The sequence below is a fragment of the Enterobacter sp. genome (assembly GCF_977039595.1).
The window spans coordinates 91,003-108,319 of sequence record NZ_CDRQYH010000002.1; the positions used below are offsets into that span (position 1 = coordinate 91,003).

Consider the following 17,317-nt stretch of genomic DNA (forward strand, 5'->3'; position numbering starts at 1 on the left):
GCCGGGGCCTTTCGCCCCGGCCATGTTCAGCCGAGCGCCTTTGCCAGCAGCGTAATCGGATGTTCGCAGCGCTTGCTGGTGGACATCTCAATCTGCCATTTGCAGGTTTCGCAGTCCGTCACCACAATATCCGCGCCGCTCTCCTCAATCTGACGAAACAGCGGGGCACCAATCGCCTGCGACGTTTCGTAGTTTTCACGCTTAAAGCCGTAGGTTCCCGCAATCCCGCAGCAGCGCGAGTCCAGCACCGTCAGCTCCAGCCCCGGGATTAACCGCAGCAGCTCCAGCGTATAGAGCGACCAGCCCATCTTCTCCATATGACAAGGTGTGTGATACACCACCTTCAGGGGTAATTCCCTCAGCGGCAACGTCTGCCCGCTATCCAGCTTGCGCCACAGGAAACGTGTCGCCAGCTCGATGTGCTCGCGCAGTCCGGTGTTGTCCACGTCCAGCAGATGCGGGTACTCATCGCGCAGGGTAAAGGTACAGGTGGACGAGGTCGCCAGCACCGGAATACCTTTATCAACAATCGCTTCGCGCAGTGACGTGACATTGCTCTGAGCCTGCCTGCGCGCTTTATCGGTAAACCCGTTGGCGATCAGCGGTACGCCGCAGCACTTCTCTTTATTCAGTAGCTGAACGCCCGTTCCCATGGCGTTCAGCACCTTCAGCAGGTCTTTACCCAGCTGCGGGTGGTTGTAATTCACGTAGCAGCCGTGGAAAAAGGCCACCTGCTCGGCGTACTGCGCCTGTTTCGCCGCGACGGATTTATACCAGCGGCGGAACGTACCGTGAGAATATTTCGGCAGGCTGCGGTGATGGTCTATCTTCAGCGTGGCATCCAGCAGCTGGCGCACCGGTTTGAGGGCGGTCGCGGCATTCACCAGCGGGGCAAACGGCGTAGAGACGCTGCCCATCAGATCGGTATGGCTCAGGATCGCGTCACGCAGCGACGGCTTTTGCGCGCTGTAGCGTGCCCGGGCGCGCTGGATAATGTCGCCAATTTTCACATCAGACGGGCAGGCGACTTCGCAGCGTTTGCAGTTGATGCAGTATTTTAGCGCCTCGTCGTACAGCTTGCCGTCCTTCAGCCGCAGACGCTCGCCGTCCGGTCCGGCCTGCTTTGGTCCGGGATAGCGTGGGTTCACGCCGCTGACCGGGCAGACGGTGGTACACACCGTGCATTTGATGCAGCTTTCAAAACGGGTATCGTTCATTGTTCAGCCTCCGTGCGCTGGCTAATCTGCTCTGCCACATACAGCGCCGTGACGGCGCAGACTCCGCCACCGCACCCCTGAGCAATAGGATCGTACCCGCCCAGCAGCGAGCCGATGGCAAAGAGATTACTGACGGGTTTACCGGCAAGCTGCGGGTGTAACCGGTTATCGACAATCACGCCGAACTGCTGCCAGGGCTGCGGCGAGAAGAAATCACTTTGATACCAGTCCGCGCGGGAGGCATGCTGGCGAACATCCAGTCCCATAATAGCTTCCCGGATACCCTCCCGGCTGCTCAGCAGCCCGTTGCTGAAGAAGCTACCGCTTGCCAGCACCGTATAGCGCGCACGAAGCGGAATATCGTCGTGGTTGCGCGTCCAGATTTCGCTCACCGCGCCGCCGGTCAGAGTGATTTTTTTCACCTCATCACCCGCCATCCACACGCCGCCCTGCGCGACAAACTGGCGCTGGAGCTGGGTATGCAGACGAATGCCGGGTACGGACGGAGGCAGCGTTGGCAGCAGGCCGAGCGAGCACGGCAGACGATCCGAGAGCCAGCGCCAGAGCCGGTTGTCGCGTAAGCCAAAGCAGGCGGGCATCAGCAGGGCGTCACAGCTTTCGCTGAGGGGTCTGAGCGCGTCATACAGCAGCGGCCATTTGTCCTCGTTATCCAGAAAACGGGCTATATTCACCGCGCGAAACTCGCTCGGGTTATCGCGCAGGACATCAAGCTCAGGTAGCTCTATCTCTGCCGTTTCGGCGTTAACCCCAAGGCGACAGAGCGACGCCGCCGCAAGATGGGGCTGAAAATCCAGAAAACCGCTAATACCCACGACCCGAACGCGCGCGGCATTGAAGGGGGCAACGGGCACCTCCTCCGGGCTGAGCCAGGCAGAGCGTAAGGTACCGAGCGGCGTGACGCGCTGGTGATTGAGCCGGGCGCTCCCCTTCAGACGCGCGCCGCAGTCCGCCAGCAGCGCTTCCGTTTCCAGCGCAAAGCGGTCAACGTTGTGCGCGCCAATCAGGTGATAGGGGTGCTCCGGCGGCAGCTTATCGCGGTACGTTTCGTCCACCAGATCCAGCGAGCCCGACGAGAAGTGCAGGGCGCTCTGGCCCCGTGTGATAATGGCGCAGCGCAGCCCCTGCCTGGTGAGCCTGATGCCGCAGAGCAGGCCTGCCAGCCCGCCGCCGACGATTACGGTATCAAATTTCATCGCGTTGCTCCTTCTCAAGACCGCAAAGCCCCTGGTAGACCCAGCGGGTAAATTCGCTTTCGCGCAGGGCATCGCCCCAGGCGACAGGCTGAATGCCTTTCCAGCGCTCGTTTAAAAACGCGCTGAGCTGATCGAGCGACTGGGTGGCGGTGGTGGTATGAAAGCGCTGCAGCAGTCCAACGGCACGACAGGCGCACAGCTCGCCCTGACAGGTCCCCATTCCGACGCGGGTGCGGCGGCGAAGATCGAGCAGGCTGTTAACCGTCAGACTTTCCACCGCGTACTGCACCTCACCGGCGGTGACGGCTTCGCACTCGCACACCAGGCTGCGGCTCAGGCGCCCTTCACCGAGCCACTGCGGCGTTCTGTCGCCGTGGCGGTAAATAGCGGATCCGCGCAGCGGCGCGGGCAGGGAGATGATTTTTTGCAGCGTTTTTTCGGTGGACTGACGCGAGCCGGGCAGGGGTTGTTCTGCCGTCACGCACCGTTCGGTATTGCCCAGCTTGCGGCAGACGGCATCGGTCGCCCACTCGGCCATCAGGCGGTAGGTCATCAGCTTGCCGCCGGTGATGGTGATAAACCCATCCAGCCCGTCACGCTCGGCGTGATCGAGCAGCACAATGCCTCGGCTGACGTTACGCCCGCTCGGATCGTTATCGCTGGCGACCAGCGGACGCACGCCTGCGTAGGCGCGCAGAATACGCGTCTGCGCCATCACCGGGGCCAGTTTTTCCCCTTCGCGCAGCAGGATGTCGACCTCTTTAGCGGTCACGCGGTTGTAGTCAATCTCGCTATAGTCCACGTGGGTTGAGGTCGTACCGATTAATGAGATGGTGTCGCCCGGCACCAGAATATCGGCATCTGACGGTTTGCGGCAGCGGTTAATTACGTGGTTATTGATGCGGTGGTCGAGGATCAGCAGCGAGCCTTTCGCCGGGAACATGCGCACCGACAGGTCCGCGTATTCCGCGATGCGCTGCCCCCAGATCCCCGCCGCGTTGACCACCACGGCGGCATACAGTTCGCTGTGTTCGTTATATTGCGTATCAACAATCCGTACGCCGCAGATGCGGTTTCCCTCGCGGATAAGCCCGGTCACTTCGTGTCCGGTCAGGATGTGAGCGCCATGTTCGCGGGCGTCCAGCATGTTGGCGGCAGTCAGGCGGAAGGGGTCAACGGTGCCGTCAGGCACTTTAACCGCGCCGATAAGCGCCGGGTTAACCGACGGTTCCAGCCGCCGCGCCAGAACCGGATCCATGGCCTCAGCCTGAATGCCCGCTGCACAGCAGGCGGTAATAAAGGTGTCCTGAAAGGTGAGGTCATCTTCGGGAAGAGTGATAAACAGGCCGTCAGTCGGCTCAATGCAGTGGCGGGCGATACGCTTGAGGATCTGGTTTTCAGCAATACATTCGCGCGCGGATTCAGCGTCGGTGACCGCATACCGGGCGCCGCTGTGCAGCAGGCCGTGGTTACGTCCGGTTGCGCCCGTGGCGATATCATGGCGTTCCAGAAGCGTGACGCTTAAGCCGCGAAGGGCGCAATCGCGCGCGATCCCGGCGCCGGTTGCGCCACCACCAATGATTATCACATCACTATAACGAGGATCGTGACTGGTCATTGTTTACCCTCTATGTTCGTTTTTTATCATTTAGCCATATTAATTTTGTGGTTTGTTTGATTTCGAACATAAACGCGCGGAATTCGAAAGTGAAACGTGATTTCATGCGCCTTTTTGCGCATTCTGTCATATTTCTGTAACAATCTGTGCGTTGATTCACAGTAACAATCACCGTGATTTCTTAACATCCCCGCCTCTGGAATTCAGGTGCGAGCCACCTGCTCATTCATTTCAAGGCCACGGAGGCTGTTATGCTCAGTATCTTCAAACCTGCGCCGCACAGGGCGCGTCTGCCAGAGGCAGAAATAGATCCGCTCTATCGCCGTCTGCGTTGGCAAATCTTCCTGGGGATCTTCTTCGGGTACGCGGCGTACTACCTTGTACGTAAAAACTTCGCGCTCGCCATGCCGTATCTGGTGGAGCAGGGCTTTTCCCGTGGCGATCTGGGGTTCGCGCTGTCGGGGATCTCCATCGCCTACGGTTTTTCCAAATTCATCATGGGCTCCGTGTCGGATCGCTCGAATCCGCGCGTGTTCCTGCCCGCCGGTCTGATCCTGGCGGCCGCGGTCATGCTGTTCATGGGCTTTGTGCCGTGGGCTACCTCCAGCATTGCCATCATGTTCGTGCTGCTGTTCCTCTGCGGCTGGTTCCAGGGGATGGGGTGGCCGCCGTGCGGGCGTACCATGGTGCACTGGTGGTCGCAGAAAGAGCGCGGCGGCATCGTGTCGGTGTGGAACTGCGCCCATAACGTGGGCGGCGGTATTCCGCCTCTGCTGTTCCTGCTGGGGATGGCCTGGTTCAACGACTGGCATGCGGCGCTCTATATGCCTGCCTTTGGCGCAATCGTCGTGGCGATTATCGCCTTCGCGCTGATGCGCGATACGCCGCAGTCCTGCGGCCTGCCGCCGATTGAAGAGTACAAAAACGACTATCCGGATGATTACAGCAAGGAGCACGAAGAAGAGCTGACCGCAAAACAGATCTTCATGAAGTACGTCCTGCCGAACAAGCTGCTGTGGTACATCGCGGTCGCGAACGTGTTCGTTTACCTGCTGCGCTACGGCATTCTGGACTGGTCCCCGACCTACCTGAAAGAGGTGAAGCACTTCGCGCTGGATAAGTCCTCCTGGGCCTATTTCCTGTATGAATATGCCGGGATCCCGGGCACGCTGCTTTGCGGCTGGATGTCGGACAAGGTGTTTAAAGGTAACCGCGGCGCGACGGGCGTCTTCTTTATGACCCTGGTGACCATTGCTACCGTGGTGTACTGGCTCAACCCGCCGGGCAACCCATCAGTAGATATGGCCTGCATGATCGTCATCGGCTTCCTGATTTACGGTCCGGTGATGCTGATCGGTCTGCATGCCCTGGAGCTGGCGCCGAAAAAAGCGGCGGGCACGGCGGCGGGCTTTACCGGCCTGTTCGGCTACCTGGGCGGTTCGGTCGCGGCGAGCGCCATCGTGGGCTACACCGTTGACTTCTTCGGCTGGGACGGCGGCTTTATGGTGATGATCGGCGGTAGCGTGCTGGCGGTACTGCTGCTGATTGTTGTGATGATCGGTGAGAAACGTCACCACGCGGAAGTGCTGGCGCGTCGTCAATAAGGAGCATTGCGATGAAATTATCTTACGTAACAACCGGCCTGCTGCTGGCGGGCCTGATGACAGGCTCCGCGCTGGCGGCGGATAAAATTGTTATTGCCCACCGCGGCGCCAGCGGCTATCTGCCGGAGCATACGCTGCCGGCGAAGGCGATGGCCTATGCGCAGGGTGCGGATTACCTGGAGCAGGATCTGGTGATGACGAAGGACGACCAGCTGGTCGTCCTGCACGATCACTATCTTGACCGCGTGACGGACGTGGCGGATCGTTTCCCGGACCGCGCGCGCAAAGATGGCCGCTTCTATGCCATCGACTTCACGCTGGCGGAGATCCGTTCCCTGAAGTTTACCGAGGGCTTTGAGATTGAAAACGGCAAGAAGGTGCAGGTCTATCCGGGACGTTTCCCGATGGGTAAATCTGACTTTCGCATTCATACCTTCCAGGAAGAGATTGAGTTTGTTCAGGGGCTGAACCACTCAACCGGTAAAAATATCGGCATCTACCCGGAAATCAAAGCGCCGTGGTTCCACCATCAGGAAGGAAAAGATATTGCCGCGAAGACGCTCGAGGTGCTGAAGCAGTTCGGCTACACCGGCAAGAAGCACAAAGTTTACCTGCAGTGTTTTGATGCCGCCGAGCTGAAACGCATCAAAACCGAGCTGGAGCCGAAGATGGGGATGGATCTCAATCTGGTGCAGCTGATTGCCTATACCGACTGGAATGAAACCCAGGAGAAGCAGCCGGACGGAACGTGGGTGAACTACAATTACGACTGGATGTTTAAGCCGGGCGCGATGAAGCAGATTGCGCAGTACGCCGACGGCATCGGGCCGGATTACCACATGCTGGTGGCGGAAGGTTCAACGCCTGGTCACGTGAAGCTGACTGCGATGGTGAAAGAGGCGCACGCCAGCAAGATGCAGGTGCACCCGTATACCGTGCGTGCAGACCAACTGCCGCCATATGCCACGGACGTGAATCAGCTTTATGAAGTGTTGTATAAGCAGGCGGGCGTGGACGGACTGTTTACGGATTTCCCGGATAAAGCGGTGACGTTCTTAAAATAGAAAAAAGGGCCGTAAGGCCCTTTTTTACATCTCGATCTCTATATCGCCTTTTGCCCGGCAGCAGCAGGGCAAAATTTCCCCTTCATTGATAAAGGCCAGCGGCTCGGTCAGCCAGTCCACCTGGCCGGCGACCAGACGGCAGCGGCAGGAGCCGCAGTAGCCGGAACGACACTGGTACTCTACTTCTACCTGATGCGCCTCAAGCGCCACCAGCAGAGAAGGGTGCTCCTCCCGACACAGTACCTCAGTGCCGGAAAGACTTAACGTGACGCGTGACATCAGAGCTGGAAGTTGCTCAGGTCGTCGGTGTTGACTTCAGAATCAATCTGACCGACCAGATAAGAGCTCACTTCCACTTCCTGCGGCGCAACCTGCACGTTATCGGACACCAGCCAGGTGTTGATCCACGGGATCGGGTTAGAGCGCGTCTGGAACGGAAGGTCGAGACCAACAGCCTGCATGCGGATGTTGGTGATGTACTCAACGTACTGGCACAGGATGTCTTTGTTCAGGCCAATCATGGAGCCGTCGCGGAACAGGTAGTCTGCCCACTCTTTCTCCTGCTGAGCGGCCAGCACGAACAGGTCGTAGCACTCCTGCTTGCACTCTTCAGCGATTTCAGCCATCTCCGGATCGTCCGTACCGCTGCGCAGCAGGTTCAGCATGTGCTGGGTGCCGGTCAGGTGCAGGGCTTCATCACGGGCAATCAGACGGATGATTTTGGCGTTGCCTTCCATCAGCTTGCGCTCGGCAAAGGCGAAGGAGCAGGCGAAGCTGACATAGAAGCGGATCGCTTCCAGAGCGTTGACGCTCATCAGGCACAGGTACAGCTGCTTTTTCAGCGCGCGCAGGTTCACGGTGATGGTTTTACCATCCACGTGGTGGGTGCCTTCGCCCAGCAGGTGCCAGTAGCTGGTCATCTCGATCAGCTCGTCGTAGTAGTGGGCAATGCCTTCCGCGCGCTTCTGGATCTGCTCGTTGGTGACGATATCGTCAAACACCACCGCCGGATCGTTCACGATATTGCGGATAATGTGCGTGTAAGAGCGGGAGTGAATGGTCTCGGAGAATGCCCAGGTTTCCACCCAGGTCTCCAGCTCAGGAATCGAGATCAGCGGCAGCAGCGCCACGTTAGGGCTACGTCCCTGAATAGAGTCCAGCAGCGTCTGGTACTTCAGGTTGCTGATGAAGATATGTTTTTCGTGATCCGGCAGCGACTGGTAGTCAATACGGTCGCGGGATACGTCCACTTCTTCCGGACGCCAGAAGAAGGAGAGTTGCTTTTCAATCAGCTTTTCGAAGATGTCATATTTTTGCTGATCGTAGCGTGCCACGTTGACCGGCTGGCCGAAGAACATCGGCTCTTTGAGCTGGTCGTTTTTCGTCTGTGAAAAGGTGGTATATGCCATGAGTGTGTCCTGTCTTACGAAATAAAGGCGGGGATATCCCCGCCCTTCATTAGATCTTACATGCGCCGCTTTCGCAGCCATCGTCCTGAATTGACGGTACCAGGTCGTCCTGCGCGTCTTCCGCACCATCACGGGTGTTGTGATAGTACAGGGTTTTCACGCCAAATTTGTAGGCGGTGAGCAGGTCTTTCAGCAGTTGCTGCATCGGGACCTTGCCTGACGGGAAGCGCGTCGGGTCATAGTTTGTATTGGCAGAGATCGACTGGTCGATAAACTTCTGCATGATACCCACCAGCTGCAGGTAGCCGTCGTTGTTTGGCATTTCCCACAGCAGCTCGTAGTTGTCACCCAGCGTCTCGTAATCCGGTACCACCTGACGCAGCACGCCGTCTTTCGACGCTTTGATGCTGACGTGGCCGCGCGGTGGCTCAATACCGTTGGTGGCGTTAGAGATCTGCGAAGAGGTCTCAGACGGCATCAGGGCAGAGAGCGTGGAGTTACGCAGGCCGTGAGTCTTGATGGACTCGCGCAGGCCTTCCCAGTCGAGGTGCAGCGGCTCGCTGACAATCGCATCCAGGTCTTTCTTGTAGGTGTCGATTGGCAGAATGCCTTTCGCGTAGGTGGTTTCGTTGAACCACGGGCACGCGCCTTGCTCTTTCGCCAGCTCGTTGGACGCTTTCATCAGGTAGTACTGAATCGCTTCGAACGTCTGGTGCGTCAGGTTGTTGGCGCTGCCGTCAGAGTAACGCTTGCCGTTTTTCGCCAGCCAGTAGGCGAAGTTGATCACGCCGATACCCAGGGTACGGCGGCCCATCGCACCGCGTTTAGCGGCCGGGATTGGATAATCCTGGTAGTCCAGAAGGGCGTCGAGCGCACGAACCGCCAGCACGGCCAGCTCTTCCAGCTCGTCCAGGCTCTTAATCGCGCCCAGGTTGAACGCGGACAGCGTACACAGCGCGATTTCGCCGTTTTCGTCGTTCACGTCTTCCAGCGGTTTGGTCGGCAGGGCGATCTCCAGGCACAGGTTAGACTGGCGCACTGGCGCAACCACCGGATCAAACGGGCTGTGGGTGTTGCAGTGGTCAACGTTCTGGATGTAGATACGGCCGGTAGAGGCACGTTCCTGCATCATCAGGGAGAACAGGTCTACTGCCTTCACGCGCTGCTTACGGATGCTGTCGTCTTTTTCGTATTTGGTGTACAGACGCTCGAACTCGTCCTGATCGGCAAAGAACGCGTCATACAGGCCCGGGACGTCGGACGGGCTGAACAGGGTGATGTCTTCGCCTTTCAGCAGACGGGTGTACATCAGCTTGTTGATCTGCACGCCGTAGTCCATGTGACGCACGCGGTTGCCTTCCACGCCTCGGTTGTTTTTCAGAACCAGCAGGCTTTCCACTTCCAGGTGCCACATCGGGTAGAACAGGGTCGCAGCACCGCCGCGCACGCCGCCCTGTGAGCAGGATTTTACGGCCGTCTGGAAGTGTTTATAGAACGGGATACAGCCGGTGTGGAACGCTTCACCGCCGCGAATCGGGCTGCCCAGCGCACGGATGCGACCGGCGTTGATGCCGATACCGGCACGCTGGGAGACGTATTTCACGATGGCGCTGGAGGTGGCGTTGATTGAATCCAGGCTGTCACCACACTCGATCAGTACGCAGGAGCTGAACTGACGGGTTGGGGTACGCACGCCAGACATGATCGGCGTCGGCAGAGAAATCTTGAACGTGGATACCGCATCGTAGAAACGCTTCACGTAATCCAGACGGGTGTCACGCGGGTAGTTAGAGAACAGGCAGGCTGCCACCAGAATGTAGAGGAACTGGGCGCTTTCGTAGATCTCACCGGTTACACGGTTCTGAACCAGGTATTTGCCTTCGAGCTGCTTCACCGCCGCGTAGGAGAAGTTCATGTCGCGCCAGTGATCGATAAACCCGTTCATCTGCTCGAACTCTTCTTCCGTATAGTCTTCCAGCAGATGCGTGTCGTATTTGCCCAGCTCAACCATTTTCACCACGTGATCGTAAAGCTTCGGCGGCTCAAACTGGCCGTAGGCTTTTTTACGCAGGTGGAAAATCGCCAGACGTGCAGCGAGGTACTGATAATCCGGTGCTTCGCGGGAGATGAGGTCTGCCGCTGCTTTAATGATCGTTTCGTGGATATCAGACGTTTTGATGCCGTCGTAGAACTGAATGTGGGAGCGCAGTTCAACCTGGGAGATAGATACGTTGTTCAGTCCTTCTGCTGCCCAGTCGAGAACTCGATGGATTTTGTCCAGATTGATACGCTCGGTAGTACCGTCGCGCTTTGTCACCAGCAGACTCTGATTCATGTGGGTTTTACCTGTCCGTGAAATAAAAAATATCCCCCGTTTATCCACAGATCCGTCTTGTGACTAACTCTGTGGATAAATACTACATGTAGGGGGTTTGCGATAAGAAAAACGCTATATGGTGAGTATTCTAGTATCGAATCTTTTCAGCACAAGGGTTGATTTTGGCGTTAAATTGAGGTTGTGAAAGGGTAAAAAAGGCTAAGTCCTCGTACCGTAAGGCCTGGAAGACATGTCAATAATTAAGAAAAAAAATTCAAAATTTGATCGAGTGCTGATTTCTTCAACGGGAGGTCAGAATTGCGCAACATGATGTCGCGCAATCTTTATAAGAATAACGAATGACGTTAGTCGTTTTTGGCGGTTGTGTGCAACATATAGTTAACATCAACGCCCGGTGCGAGTTTGAATTTATTGGTTAGCGGATTGTAGTGCAGGCCGGTGATGTGCTGCTCTTTGAGCCACGTCTGGTCAACCCAGCTTAACAGCTCCGCAGGCTTGATGAATTTCTTCACGTCGTGCGTCCCTTTCGGCACCATGCGCAGTACATACTCCGCGCCAACGACGGCCATCAGCCACGCTTTACCGTTACGGTTGATGGTTGAGAAGAAGACTTGGCCGCCCGGCTTCACCAGTTTTGCACAGGCATGTACCACCGACTGCGGATCGGGTACGTGCTCCAGCATCTCCATGCAGGTCACCACATCGTACTGATGGGCGTGTTTTGCCGCGTGTTCTTCCACGGTTTCCTGCACGTAGTCTACCTGTATGCCAGACTCCAGCGCATGAAGACGGGCAACCTGCAGAGGTTCAAAGCCCATATCCAGGCCCGTGACGTTCGCCCCTTCGCGCGCCATGCTTTCCGCGAGGATGCCGCCGCCGCAGCCGACGTCGAGCACTTTCTTACCGAACAGGCCGCCGGAACGCTCCGCGATATAGCCCAGACGCAGCGGATTAATGCGATGCAGCGGTTTGAACTCACCTTCGAGATCCCACCAGCGGGACGCCACCGCTTCAAATTTGGCAATCTCTTCGTGGTCAACGTTGTGAGCCATCGGGGATTTTTCGGCATTCATGGGCGCTTTTACTCCTTATTTAGCAAGACAAAGGAGTATATCAGGCAATCCCCGTGAATAAAGCGTATAGGTTTACCTCAATCACCTCGGCTGTGTTATAATTTGCGACCTTTGAATCCGGGATACAGTAGAGGGATAGCGGTTAGATGAGCGACCTTGCGAGAGAAATTACACCGGTTAACATCGAGGAAGAGCTGAAGAGCTCCTATCTGGACTATGCGATGTCGGTCATTGTTGGCCGTGCGCTGCCGGACGTCCGCGATGGCCTGAAGCCGGTACACCGTCGCGTACTATACGCCATGAACGTATTGGGCAATGACTGGAATAAAGCCTATAAAAAATCTGCCCGCGTCGTCGGTGACGTCATCGGTAAATATCACCCGCATGGTGATACCGCCGTTTATGACACCATCGTTCGTATGGCGCAGCCATTCTCCTTGCGCTACATGCTGGTAGATGGTCAGGGTAACTTTGGTTCAGTCGACGGCGACTCCGCTGCGGCGATGCGTTATACGGAAATCCGTATGTCGAAAATCGCTCATGAGCTGATGGCCGACCTGGAAAAAGAGACCGTTGATTTCGTCGATAACTACGACGGCACCGAGCGCATCCCAGATGTGATGCCAACCAAGATCCCGAACCTGTTGGTTAACGGTTCTTCCGGTATCGCGGTCGGTATGGCAACCAACATTCCGCCGCACAACATCACGGAAGTGATCAACGGCTGCCTGGCCTATATCGACGATGAAGACATCAGCATTGAAGGGCTGATGACACACATTCCGGGCCCGGACTTCCCGACGGCGGCGATCATCAACGGTCGTCGCGGCATTGAAGAAGCGTACCGTACCGGCCGCGGCAAGATTTACATCCGTGCCCGCGCCGAAGTGGAAGCGGATGCTAAAACCGGCCGTGAAACCATTATTGTTCACGAGATCCCGTATCAGGTGAACAAAGCGCGTCTGATTGAAAAAATCGCCGAGCTGGTAAAAGAAAAACGTGTTGAAGGCATCAGCGCGCTGCGTGACGAGTCTGACAAAGACGGTATGCGCATCGTGATTGAGATCAAACGCGACGCGGTGGGTGAGGTCGTCCTGAACAACCTGTACTCCCAGACTCAGCTTCAGGTCTCCTTCGGTATCAACATGGTTGCGCTGCACCATGGTCAGCCGAAGATCATGAACCTGAAAGAGATCCTGAGCGCGTTCGTCCGTCACCGCCGTGAAGTGGTGACCCGTCGTACCATCTTCGAACTGCGCAAAGCGCGCGATCGTGCGCACATCCTTGAAGCGCTGGCGGTTGCGCTGGCCAACATCGACCCGATCATCGAACTGATCCGTCGTGCGCCAACCCCGGCAGAAGCGAAAACTGCGCTGATTTCCCGTCCGTGGGATCTGGGCAACGTCGCCGCGATGCTGGAACGTGCGGGCGATGACGCGGCGCGTCCTGAGTGGCTGGAACCTGAATTCGGCGTGCGTGACGGTCAGTACTACCTGACGGAACAGCAGGCCCAGGCGATTCTGGATCTGCGTCTGCAGAAACTGACCGGCCTTGAGCATGAAAAACTGCTCGACGAATACAAAGAGCTGCTGGAACAGATTGCTGAGCTGCTGCACATTCTGGGCAGCGCAGAGCGCCTGATGGAAGTGATCCGCGAAGAGCTGGAGCTGGTCCGCGATCAGTTCGGCGACGAGCGCCGCACCGAAATCACCGCCAACAGCGCGGACATCAACATCGAAGACCTGATCAACCAGGAAGACGTTGTTGTGACCCTGTCTCACCAGGGCTACGTGAAGTATCAGCCGTTAACGGACTACGAAGCACAGCGTCGTGGCGGTAAAGGCAAATCTGCAGCACGTATTAAAGAAGAAGACTTTATTGACCGCCTGCTGGTGGCGAACACCCACGACACGATCCTCTGCTTCTCCAGCCGCGGTCGTCTGTACTGGATGAAAGTCTATCAGCTGCCGGAAGCAAGCCGCGGCGCGCGTGGTCGTCCAATCGTTAACCTGCTGCCGCTGGAAGCGAACGAACGTATCACCGCTATTCTGCCGGTACGCGAGTACGAAGAGGGCGTGAACGTCTTTATGGCGACCGCCAGCGGTACCGTGAAGAAAACCGCGCTGACCGAATTCAGCCGTCCGCGTTCTGCCGGTATTATCGCCGTGAACCTGAACGAAGGCGACGAGCTGATTGGCGTGGATCTGACCTCGGGATCTGATGAAGTCATGCTGTTCTCTGCGGCCGGTAAAGTGGTGCGCTTCAAAGAAGACGCCGTCCGTGCAATGGGCCGTACCGCTACGGGCGTGCGTGGTATCAAGCTGGCTGGCGAAGACAGCGTTGTTTCTCTGATTATTCCGCGCGGTGAAGGGGCTATCCTGACCGTGACGCAGAATGGTTACGGTAAACGTACGGCGGAAGGGGAATACCCAACCAAGTCTCGCGGCACCCAGGGCGTTATCTCCATCAAGGTGACCGAGCGCAACGGTTCCGTTGTAGGCGCGGTGCAGGTGGACGATGCGGACCAGATCATGATGATCACCGATGCCGGTACGCTGGTGCGTACCCGCGTGTCTGAGATCAGCGTGGTGGGTCGTAACACCCAGGGCGTGATCCTCATCCGTACAGCGGAAGATGAAAACGTGGTGGGTCTGCAGCGCGTTGCCGAGCCGGTGGATGACGAAGAGCTCGACTCCATCGACGGCAGCGTTGCGGAAGGCGATGATGATATCGCGCCGGAAGCCGACACCGACGATGACGTAGCGGATGACGCTGACGAGTAATGCCTCCTGATGCAAAAAAGGGCCGGATTCCGGCCCTTTTCTTTTGCATTAGCAGATAAGTGAACGTTGCGACCTGGCGCGTTTACCGCTACCTTAACCACATTCTTTTGACCCCGACGGCGGAGCCTCGCCCCCTTGAAATACCTCGTCTCCTTTCGTACTACGCTGAAAGTCTCTCGCTATCTGTTTCGGGCGCTGGCGCTCCTGCTTTGGCTGCTGGTGGCCTTGTTCTCGGTGTTTTACATCGTTAACGCCCTGCACCAGAAAGAAGCGGAGATCCGCCAGGAGTTTAACTTAAGCTCCGACCAGGCCCAGCGCTACATTCAGCGAACGTCTGACGTCATGAAGGAGTTGAAGTATATTGCCGAAAATCGTCTGACGGCGGAAAACGGCATCCTTGCGCTTCGCGGGCGTGATGACAAAACCGAGGTCCCGGACTTCCAGCCGCTGTTCCCGGATTCCGATTGCTCCACCATGAGCAATACCTGGCGCGGGTCGCTGGAATCCCTTGCCTGGTTTATGCGCTACTGGCGCGACAATTTCTCCGCCGCCTATGACCTGAACCGCGTCTTCCTGATTGGCAGCGAGAATCTTTGCATGGCTGACTTTGGCCTGCGCGATGTGCCCGTTGAGCGTGATGATGCGCTGAAAAGCCTGCATGAACGTATTGTGAAATACCGCAATGCGCCGCAGGACGAGCGCGGGAATAACATCTTCTGGGTTAGCCAGGGTCCGCGCCCGGGCGTGGGCTATTTTTACGCCCTGACGCCGGTCTATCTGGGCAATCGCCTGCAGGCGCTGATGGGGATTGAGCAGACCATTCGCATGGAGAACTTCTTCACCCCGGGGAGCCTGCCAATGGGGGTGACCATTCTGGATGAAAATGGTCATCAACTGATCTCGCTTGCCGGGCCCGATAACCGTCTAAACGTCGAACCACACTGGATGCAGGAGCGGTCGTGGTTTGGCTATACCTCGGGTTTCCGCGAGCTGGTCCTGAAGAAGAGCCTGCCGCCTTCGTCGCTGAGTATCGTCTATTCGCTGCCGGTGGATATGGTGCTTGAGCGGATACGCATTCTTATCATGAATGCGATTCTGCTGAACCTGCTGGCGGGGGGCGCTCTGTTCACGCTGGCGCGCATGTATGAGCGGAAAATCTTTATTCCCGCAGAAAGCGACGCCCAGCGGCTCGAGGAACACGAGCAGTTTAACCGCAAGATTGTCGCCTCGGCGCCGGTGGGGATCTGTATTCTGCGTACCCAGGACGGAACCAATATCCTGAGTAATGAACTGGCGCATAACTACCTGAATATGCTGACGCATGAAGACCGGCAGAGGCTGACGCAAATTATCTGCGGCCAGCAGGTTAACTTCGTCGACGTGTTGACCAGTACGCACACCAATCTGCAGATCAGCTTCGTGCATTCCCGCTATCGCAATGAAAACGTGGCGATTTGCGTGCTGGTGGATGTTTCCGCACGCGTGAAAATGGAAGAGTCGTTACAGGAGATGGCGCAGGCCGCAGAGCAGGCGAGTCAGTCGAAATCCATGTTCCTTGCGACCGTAAGCCACGAGCTGCGTACGCCGCTGTACGGGATTATCGGTAACCTCGATCTGCTGCAGACGAAGGAATTGCCGAAAGGAGTCGACAGACTGGTGACGGCGATGAACAACTCCTCCAGCCTGCTGCTGAAAATCATTAGCGATATTCTCGACTTCTCTAAAATTGAGTCTGAGCAGCTGAAAATTGAGCCGCGGGAATTCTCACCGCGCGAGGTGATGAACCACATCAGCGCCAACTATCTGCCGCTGGTCGTGCGTAAACAGCTGGGGCTCTACTGCTTTATCGAACCGGACGTGCCGCTGACGCTGCACGGCGATCCGATGCGCCTGCAGCAGGTCATCTCTAACCTGCTCAGCAACGCCATCAAATTCACCGATACCGGCTGTATTGTGTTGCACGTCTGCCGGGCAGGAGATTACCTGAGCATTCGCGTGCGCGACACGGGGGTCGGCATCCCGGCGAAGGAGGTGGTTCGTCTGTTCGACCCGTTCTTCCAGGTCGGTACCGGCGTGCAGCGTAACTTCCAGGGAACCGGACTGGGGCTGGCGATTTGTGAGAAGCTCGTCAGCATGATGGACGGCGATATCTCCGTGGATACCGAGCCCGGCATGGGCAGCCAGTTCACCATTCGCATTCCGCTTTATTCGGCGCAATATCCGGCTAAAGCGACGGTAGACGGGCTGAGCGACAAGCGCTGCTGGCTGGCGGTGCATAACGCCTCGCTGAATGACTATCTGACGGCGCTGCTTACCCACAGCGGCGTGAGGGTGTGCCGCTATGAAGGTCAAACGCCGGACGTGGACGATGTGCTGATCGCCGACGAGATGCTGGAGCTTCCTTGGCAGGGGAGAGGGTCAGTGCTCTTCTGCCGTCGGCACATCGGTATCCCGGTTGAGCGTGCGCCAGGAGAATGGGTACACAGTGTCGCAACCCCACACGAGCTGTTGAGCCTGCTGGCGCGCATCTACAAAGTGGAACTGGAAGAGAGCGACGGCGCGGGCGGATTGCCGTCACCGGAGTCTCTGGCGTCGGTGAATGACGATATGATGATTCTGGTGGTGGATGACCATCCAATTAACCGTCGCCTGCTGGCTGACCAGCTTGGATCGCTGGGCTATCAGTGCAAAACCGCCAATGACGGCGTGGATGCGCTGAACGTGCTGAGTAAGAATCATATTGATATCGTGCTGAGTGACGTCAACATGCCTAACATGGACGGCTACCGTCTGACGCAGCGCATCCGGCAGCTTGGCCTGACGTTGCCGGTGGTGGGCGTAACGGCGAACGCGCTGGCGGAAGAGAAGCAGCGCTGTCTTGAGTCAGGGATGGACAGCTGTCTGTCCAAACCGGTGACGCTGGACGTGCTGAAGCAGACCTTGTCGATTTACGCGGAGCGCGTGAGAAAAACCAGAATATAAAAAAGGCCCGCAAGG

11 protein-coding genes are annotated in these 17,317 nt (G+C 57.3%); 4 read left to right on the forward strand and 7 right to left on the reverse strand.

The window, feature by feature from the left end; all coding sequences use genetic code 11:
- Positions 1–26 precede the first annotated feature (26 nt).
- Genes glpC through glpA form a run of 3 tightly spaced genes read right to left on the reverse strand, consistent with a single transcriptional unit; the run spans position 27 to position 4,049 of the window.
- A complete protein-coding gene (gene glpC, locus ACWYRJ_RS01235; RefSeq protein WP_455507276.1) occupies positions 27–1,217 on the reverse strand; it encodes an anaerobic glycerol-3-phosphate dehydrogenase subunit GlpC in 1,191 nt (396 codons plus the stop codon).
- On the reverse strand, positions 1,214–2,431 hold the full coding sequence (gene glpB, locus ACWYRJ_RS01240) for a glycerol-3-phosphate dehydrogenase subunit GlpB (RefSeq protein WP_455507277.1): 1,218 nt from the start codon (positions 2,429–2,431) through the stop codon (positions 1,214–1,216). The genes glpC and glpB overlap by 4 nt, the downstream gene beginning before the upstream one ends.
- Entirely contained in the window at positions 2,421–4,049 is a 1,629-nt protein-coding gene (gene glpA, locus ACWYRJ_RS01245; RefSeq protein WP_455507278.1) for an anaerobic glycerol-3-phosphate dehydrogenase subunit A, read from the reverse strand. Before glpA ends, glpB begins: the two co-directional genes overlap by 11 nt.
- Before the next feature lie 251 nt (positions 4,050–4,300).
- Here glpA and glpT point away from each other — a divergent pair, with 251 nt between their 5' ends.
- Positions 4,301–5,653, forward strand: coding sequence for a glycerol-3-phosphate transporter (gene glpT / locus ACWYRJ_RS01250; protein ID WP_032659131.1), 1,353 nt, complete (start codon positions 4,301–4,303; stop codon positions 5,651–5,653).
- Positions 5,654–5,664: 11 nt separating this feature from the next.
- Entirely contained in the window at positions 5,665–6,717 is a 1,053-nt protein-coding gene (glpQ, locus tag ACWYRJ_RS01255; RefSeq protein WP_455507279.1) for a glycerophosphodiester phosphodiesterase, read from the forward strand.
- A gap of 24 nt (positions 6,718–6,741) precedes the next feature.
- Here glpQ and yfaE read toward each other — a convergent pair whose 3' ends face one another.
- From yfaE to ubiG, 4 genes are all read right to left on the reverse strand, one after another.
- On the reverse strand, positions 6,742–6,996 hold the full coding sequence (gene yfaE, locus ACWYRJ_RS01260; protein WP_008500234.1) for a class I ribonucleotide reductase maintenance protein YfaE: 255 nt from the start codon (positions 6,994–6,996) through the stop codon (positions 6,742–6,744).
- Positions 6,996–8,126 carry a class Ia ribonucleoside-diphosphate reductase subunit beta gene (gene nrdB, locus ACWYRJ_RS01265; RefSeq protein ID WP_111965288.1) on the reverse strand — a complete coding sequence of 377 codons (1,131 nt, stop codon included), beginning with the start codon at positions 8,124–8,126 and terminating at the stop codon, positions 6,996–6,998. The genes yfaE and nrdB overlap by 1 nt, the downstream gene beginning before the upstream one ends.
- 49 nt (positions 8,127–8,175) lie before the next feature.
- Complete coding sequence (gene nrdA / locus ACWYRJ_RS01270; RefSeq protein ID WP_045908710.1) at positions 8,176–10,461, reverse strand: class 1a ribonucleoside-diphosphate reductase subunit alpha; 2,286 nt, start codon at positions 10,459–10,461, stop codon at positions 8,176–8,178.
- 347 nt (positions 10,462–10,808) lie between these two features.
- On the reverse strand, positions 10,809–11,537 hold the full coding sequence (ubiG, locus tag ACWYRJ_RS01275; RefSeq protein ID WP_133294841.1) for a bifunctional 2-polyprenyl-6-hydroxyphenol methylase/3-demethylubiquinol 3-O-methyltransferase UbiG: 729 nt from the start codon (positions 11,535–11,537) through the stop codon (positions 10,809–10,811).
- 146 nt (positions 11,538–11,683) lie between these two features.
- Here ubiG and gyrA point away from each other — a divergent pair, with 146 nt between their 5' ends.
- Positions 11,684–14,320: a DNA topoisomerase (ATP-hydrolyzing) subunit A gene (gene gyrA, locus ACWYRJ_RS01280; protein ID WP_111965289.1), complete on the forward strand. Its 2,637-nt coding sequence runs from the start codon at positions 11,684–11,686 to the stop codon at positions 14,318–14,320.
- 135 nt (positions 14,321–14,455) lie between these two features.
- Positions 14,456–17,302: a two-component system sensor histidine kinase RcsC gene (gene rcsC / locus ACWYRJ_RS01285; protein WP_127731758.1), complete on the forward strand. Its 2,847-nt coding sequence runs from the start codon at positions 14,456–14,458 to the stop codon at positions 17,300–17,302.
- Positions 17,303–17,317 lie beyond the last annotated feature (15 nt).

Coding starts and splice junctions, on each gene's coding strand:
- glpC (WP_455507276.1), bottom strand. CDS start 1,217: ATGAACGATACCCGTTTTGAAAGCTGCATCAAATGCACGGTGTGTACC.
- glpB (WP_455507277.1), bottom strand. CDS start 2,431: ATGAAATTTGATACCGTAATCGTCGGCGGCGGGCTGGCAGGCCTGCTC.
- glpA (WP_455507278.1), bottom strand. CDS start 4,049: ATGACCAGTCACGATCCTCGTTATAGTGATGTGATAATCATTGGTGGT.
- glpT (WP_032659131.1), top strand. CDS start 4,301: ATGCTCAGTATCTTCAAACCTGCGCCGCACAGGGCGCGTCTGCCAGAG.
- glpQ (WP_455507279.1), top strand. CDS start 5,665: ATGAAATTATCTTACGTAACAACCGGCCTGCTGCTGGCGGGCCTGATG.
- yfaE (WP_008500234.1), bottom strand. CDS start 6,996: ATGTCACGCGTCACGTTAAGTCTTTCCGGCACTGAGGTACTGTGTCGG.
- nrdB (WP_111965288.1), bottom strand. CDS start 8,126: ATGGCATATACCACCTTTTCACAGACGAAAAACGACCAGCTCAAAGAG.
- nrdA (WP_045908710.1), bottom strand. CDS start 10,461: ATGAATCAGAGTCTGCTGGTGACAAAGCGCGACGGTACTACCGAGCGT.
- ubiG (WP_133294841.1), bottom strand. CDS start 11,537: ATGAATGCCGAAAAATCCCCGATGGCTCACAACGTTGACCACGAAGAG.
- gyrA (WP_111965289.1), top strand. CDS start 11,684: ATGAGCGACCTTGCGAGAGAAATTACACCGGTTAACATCGAGGAAGAG.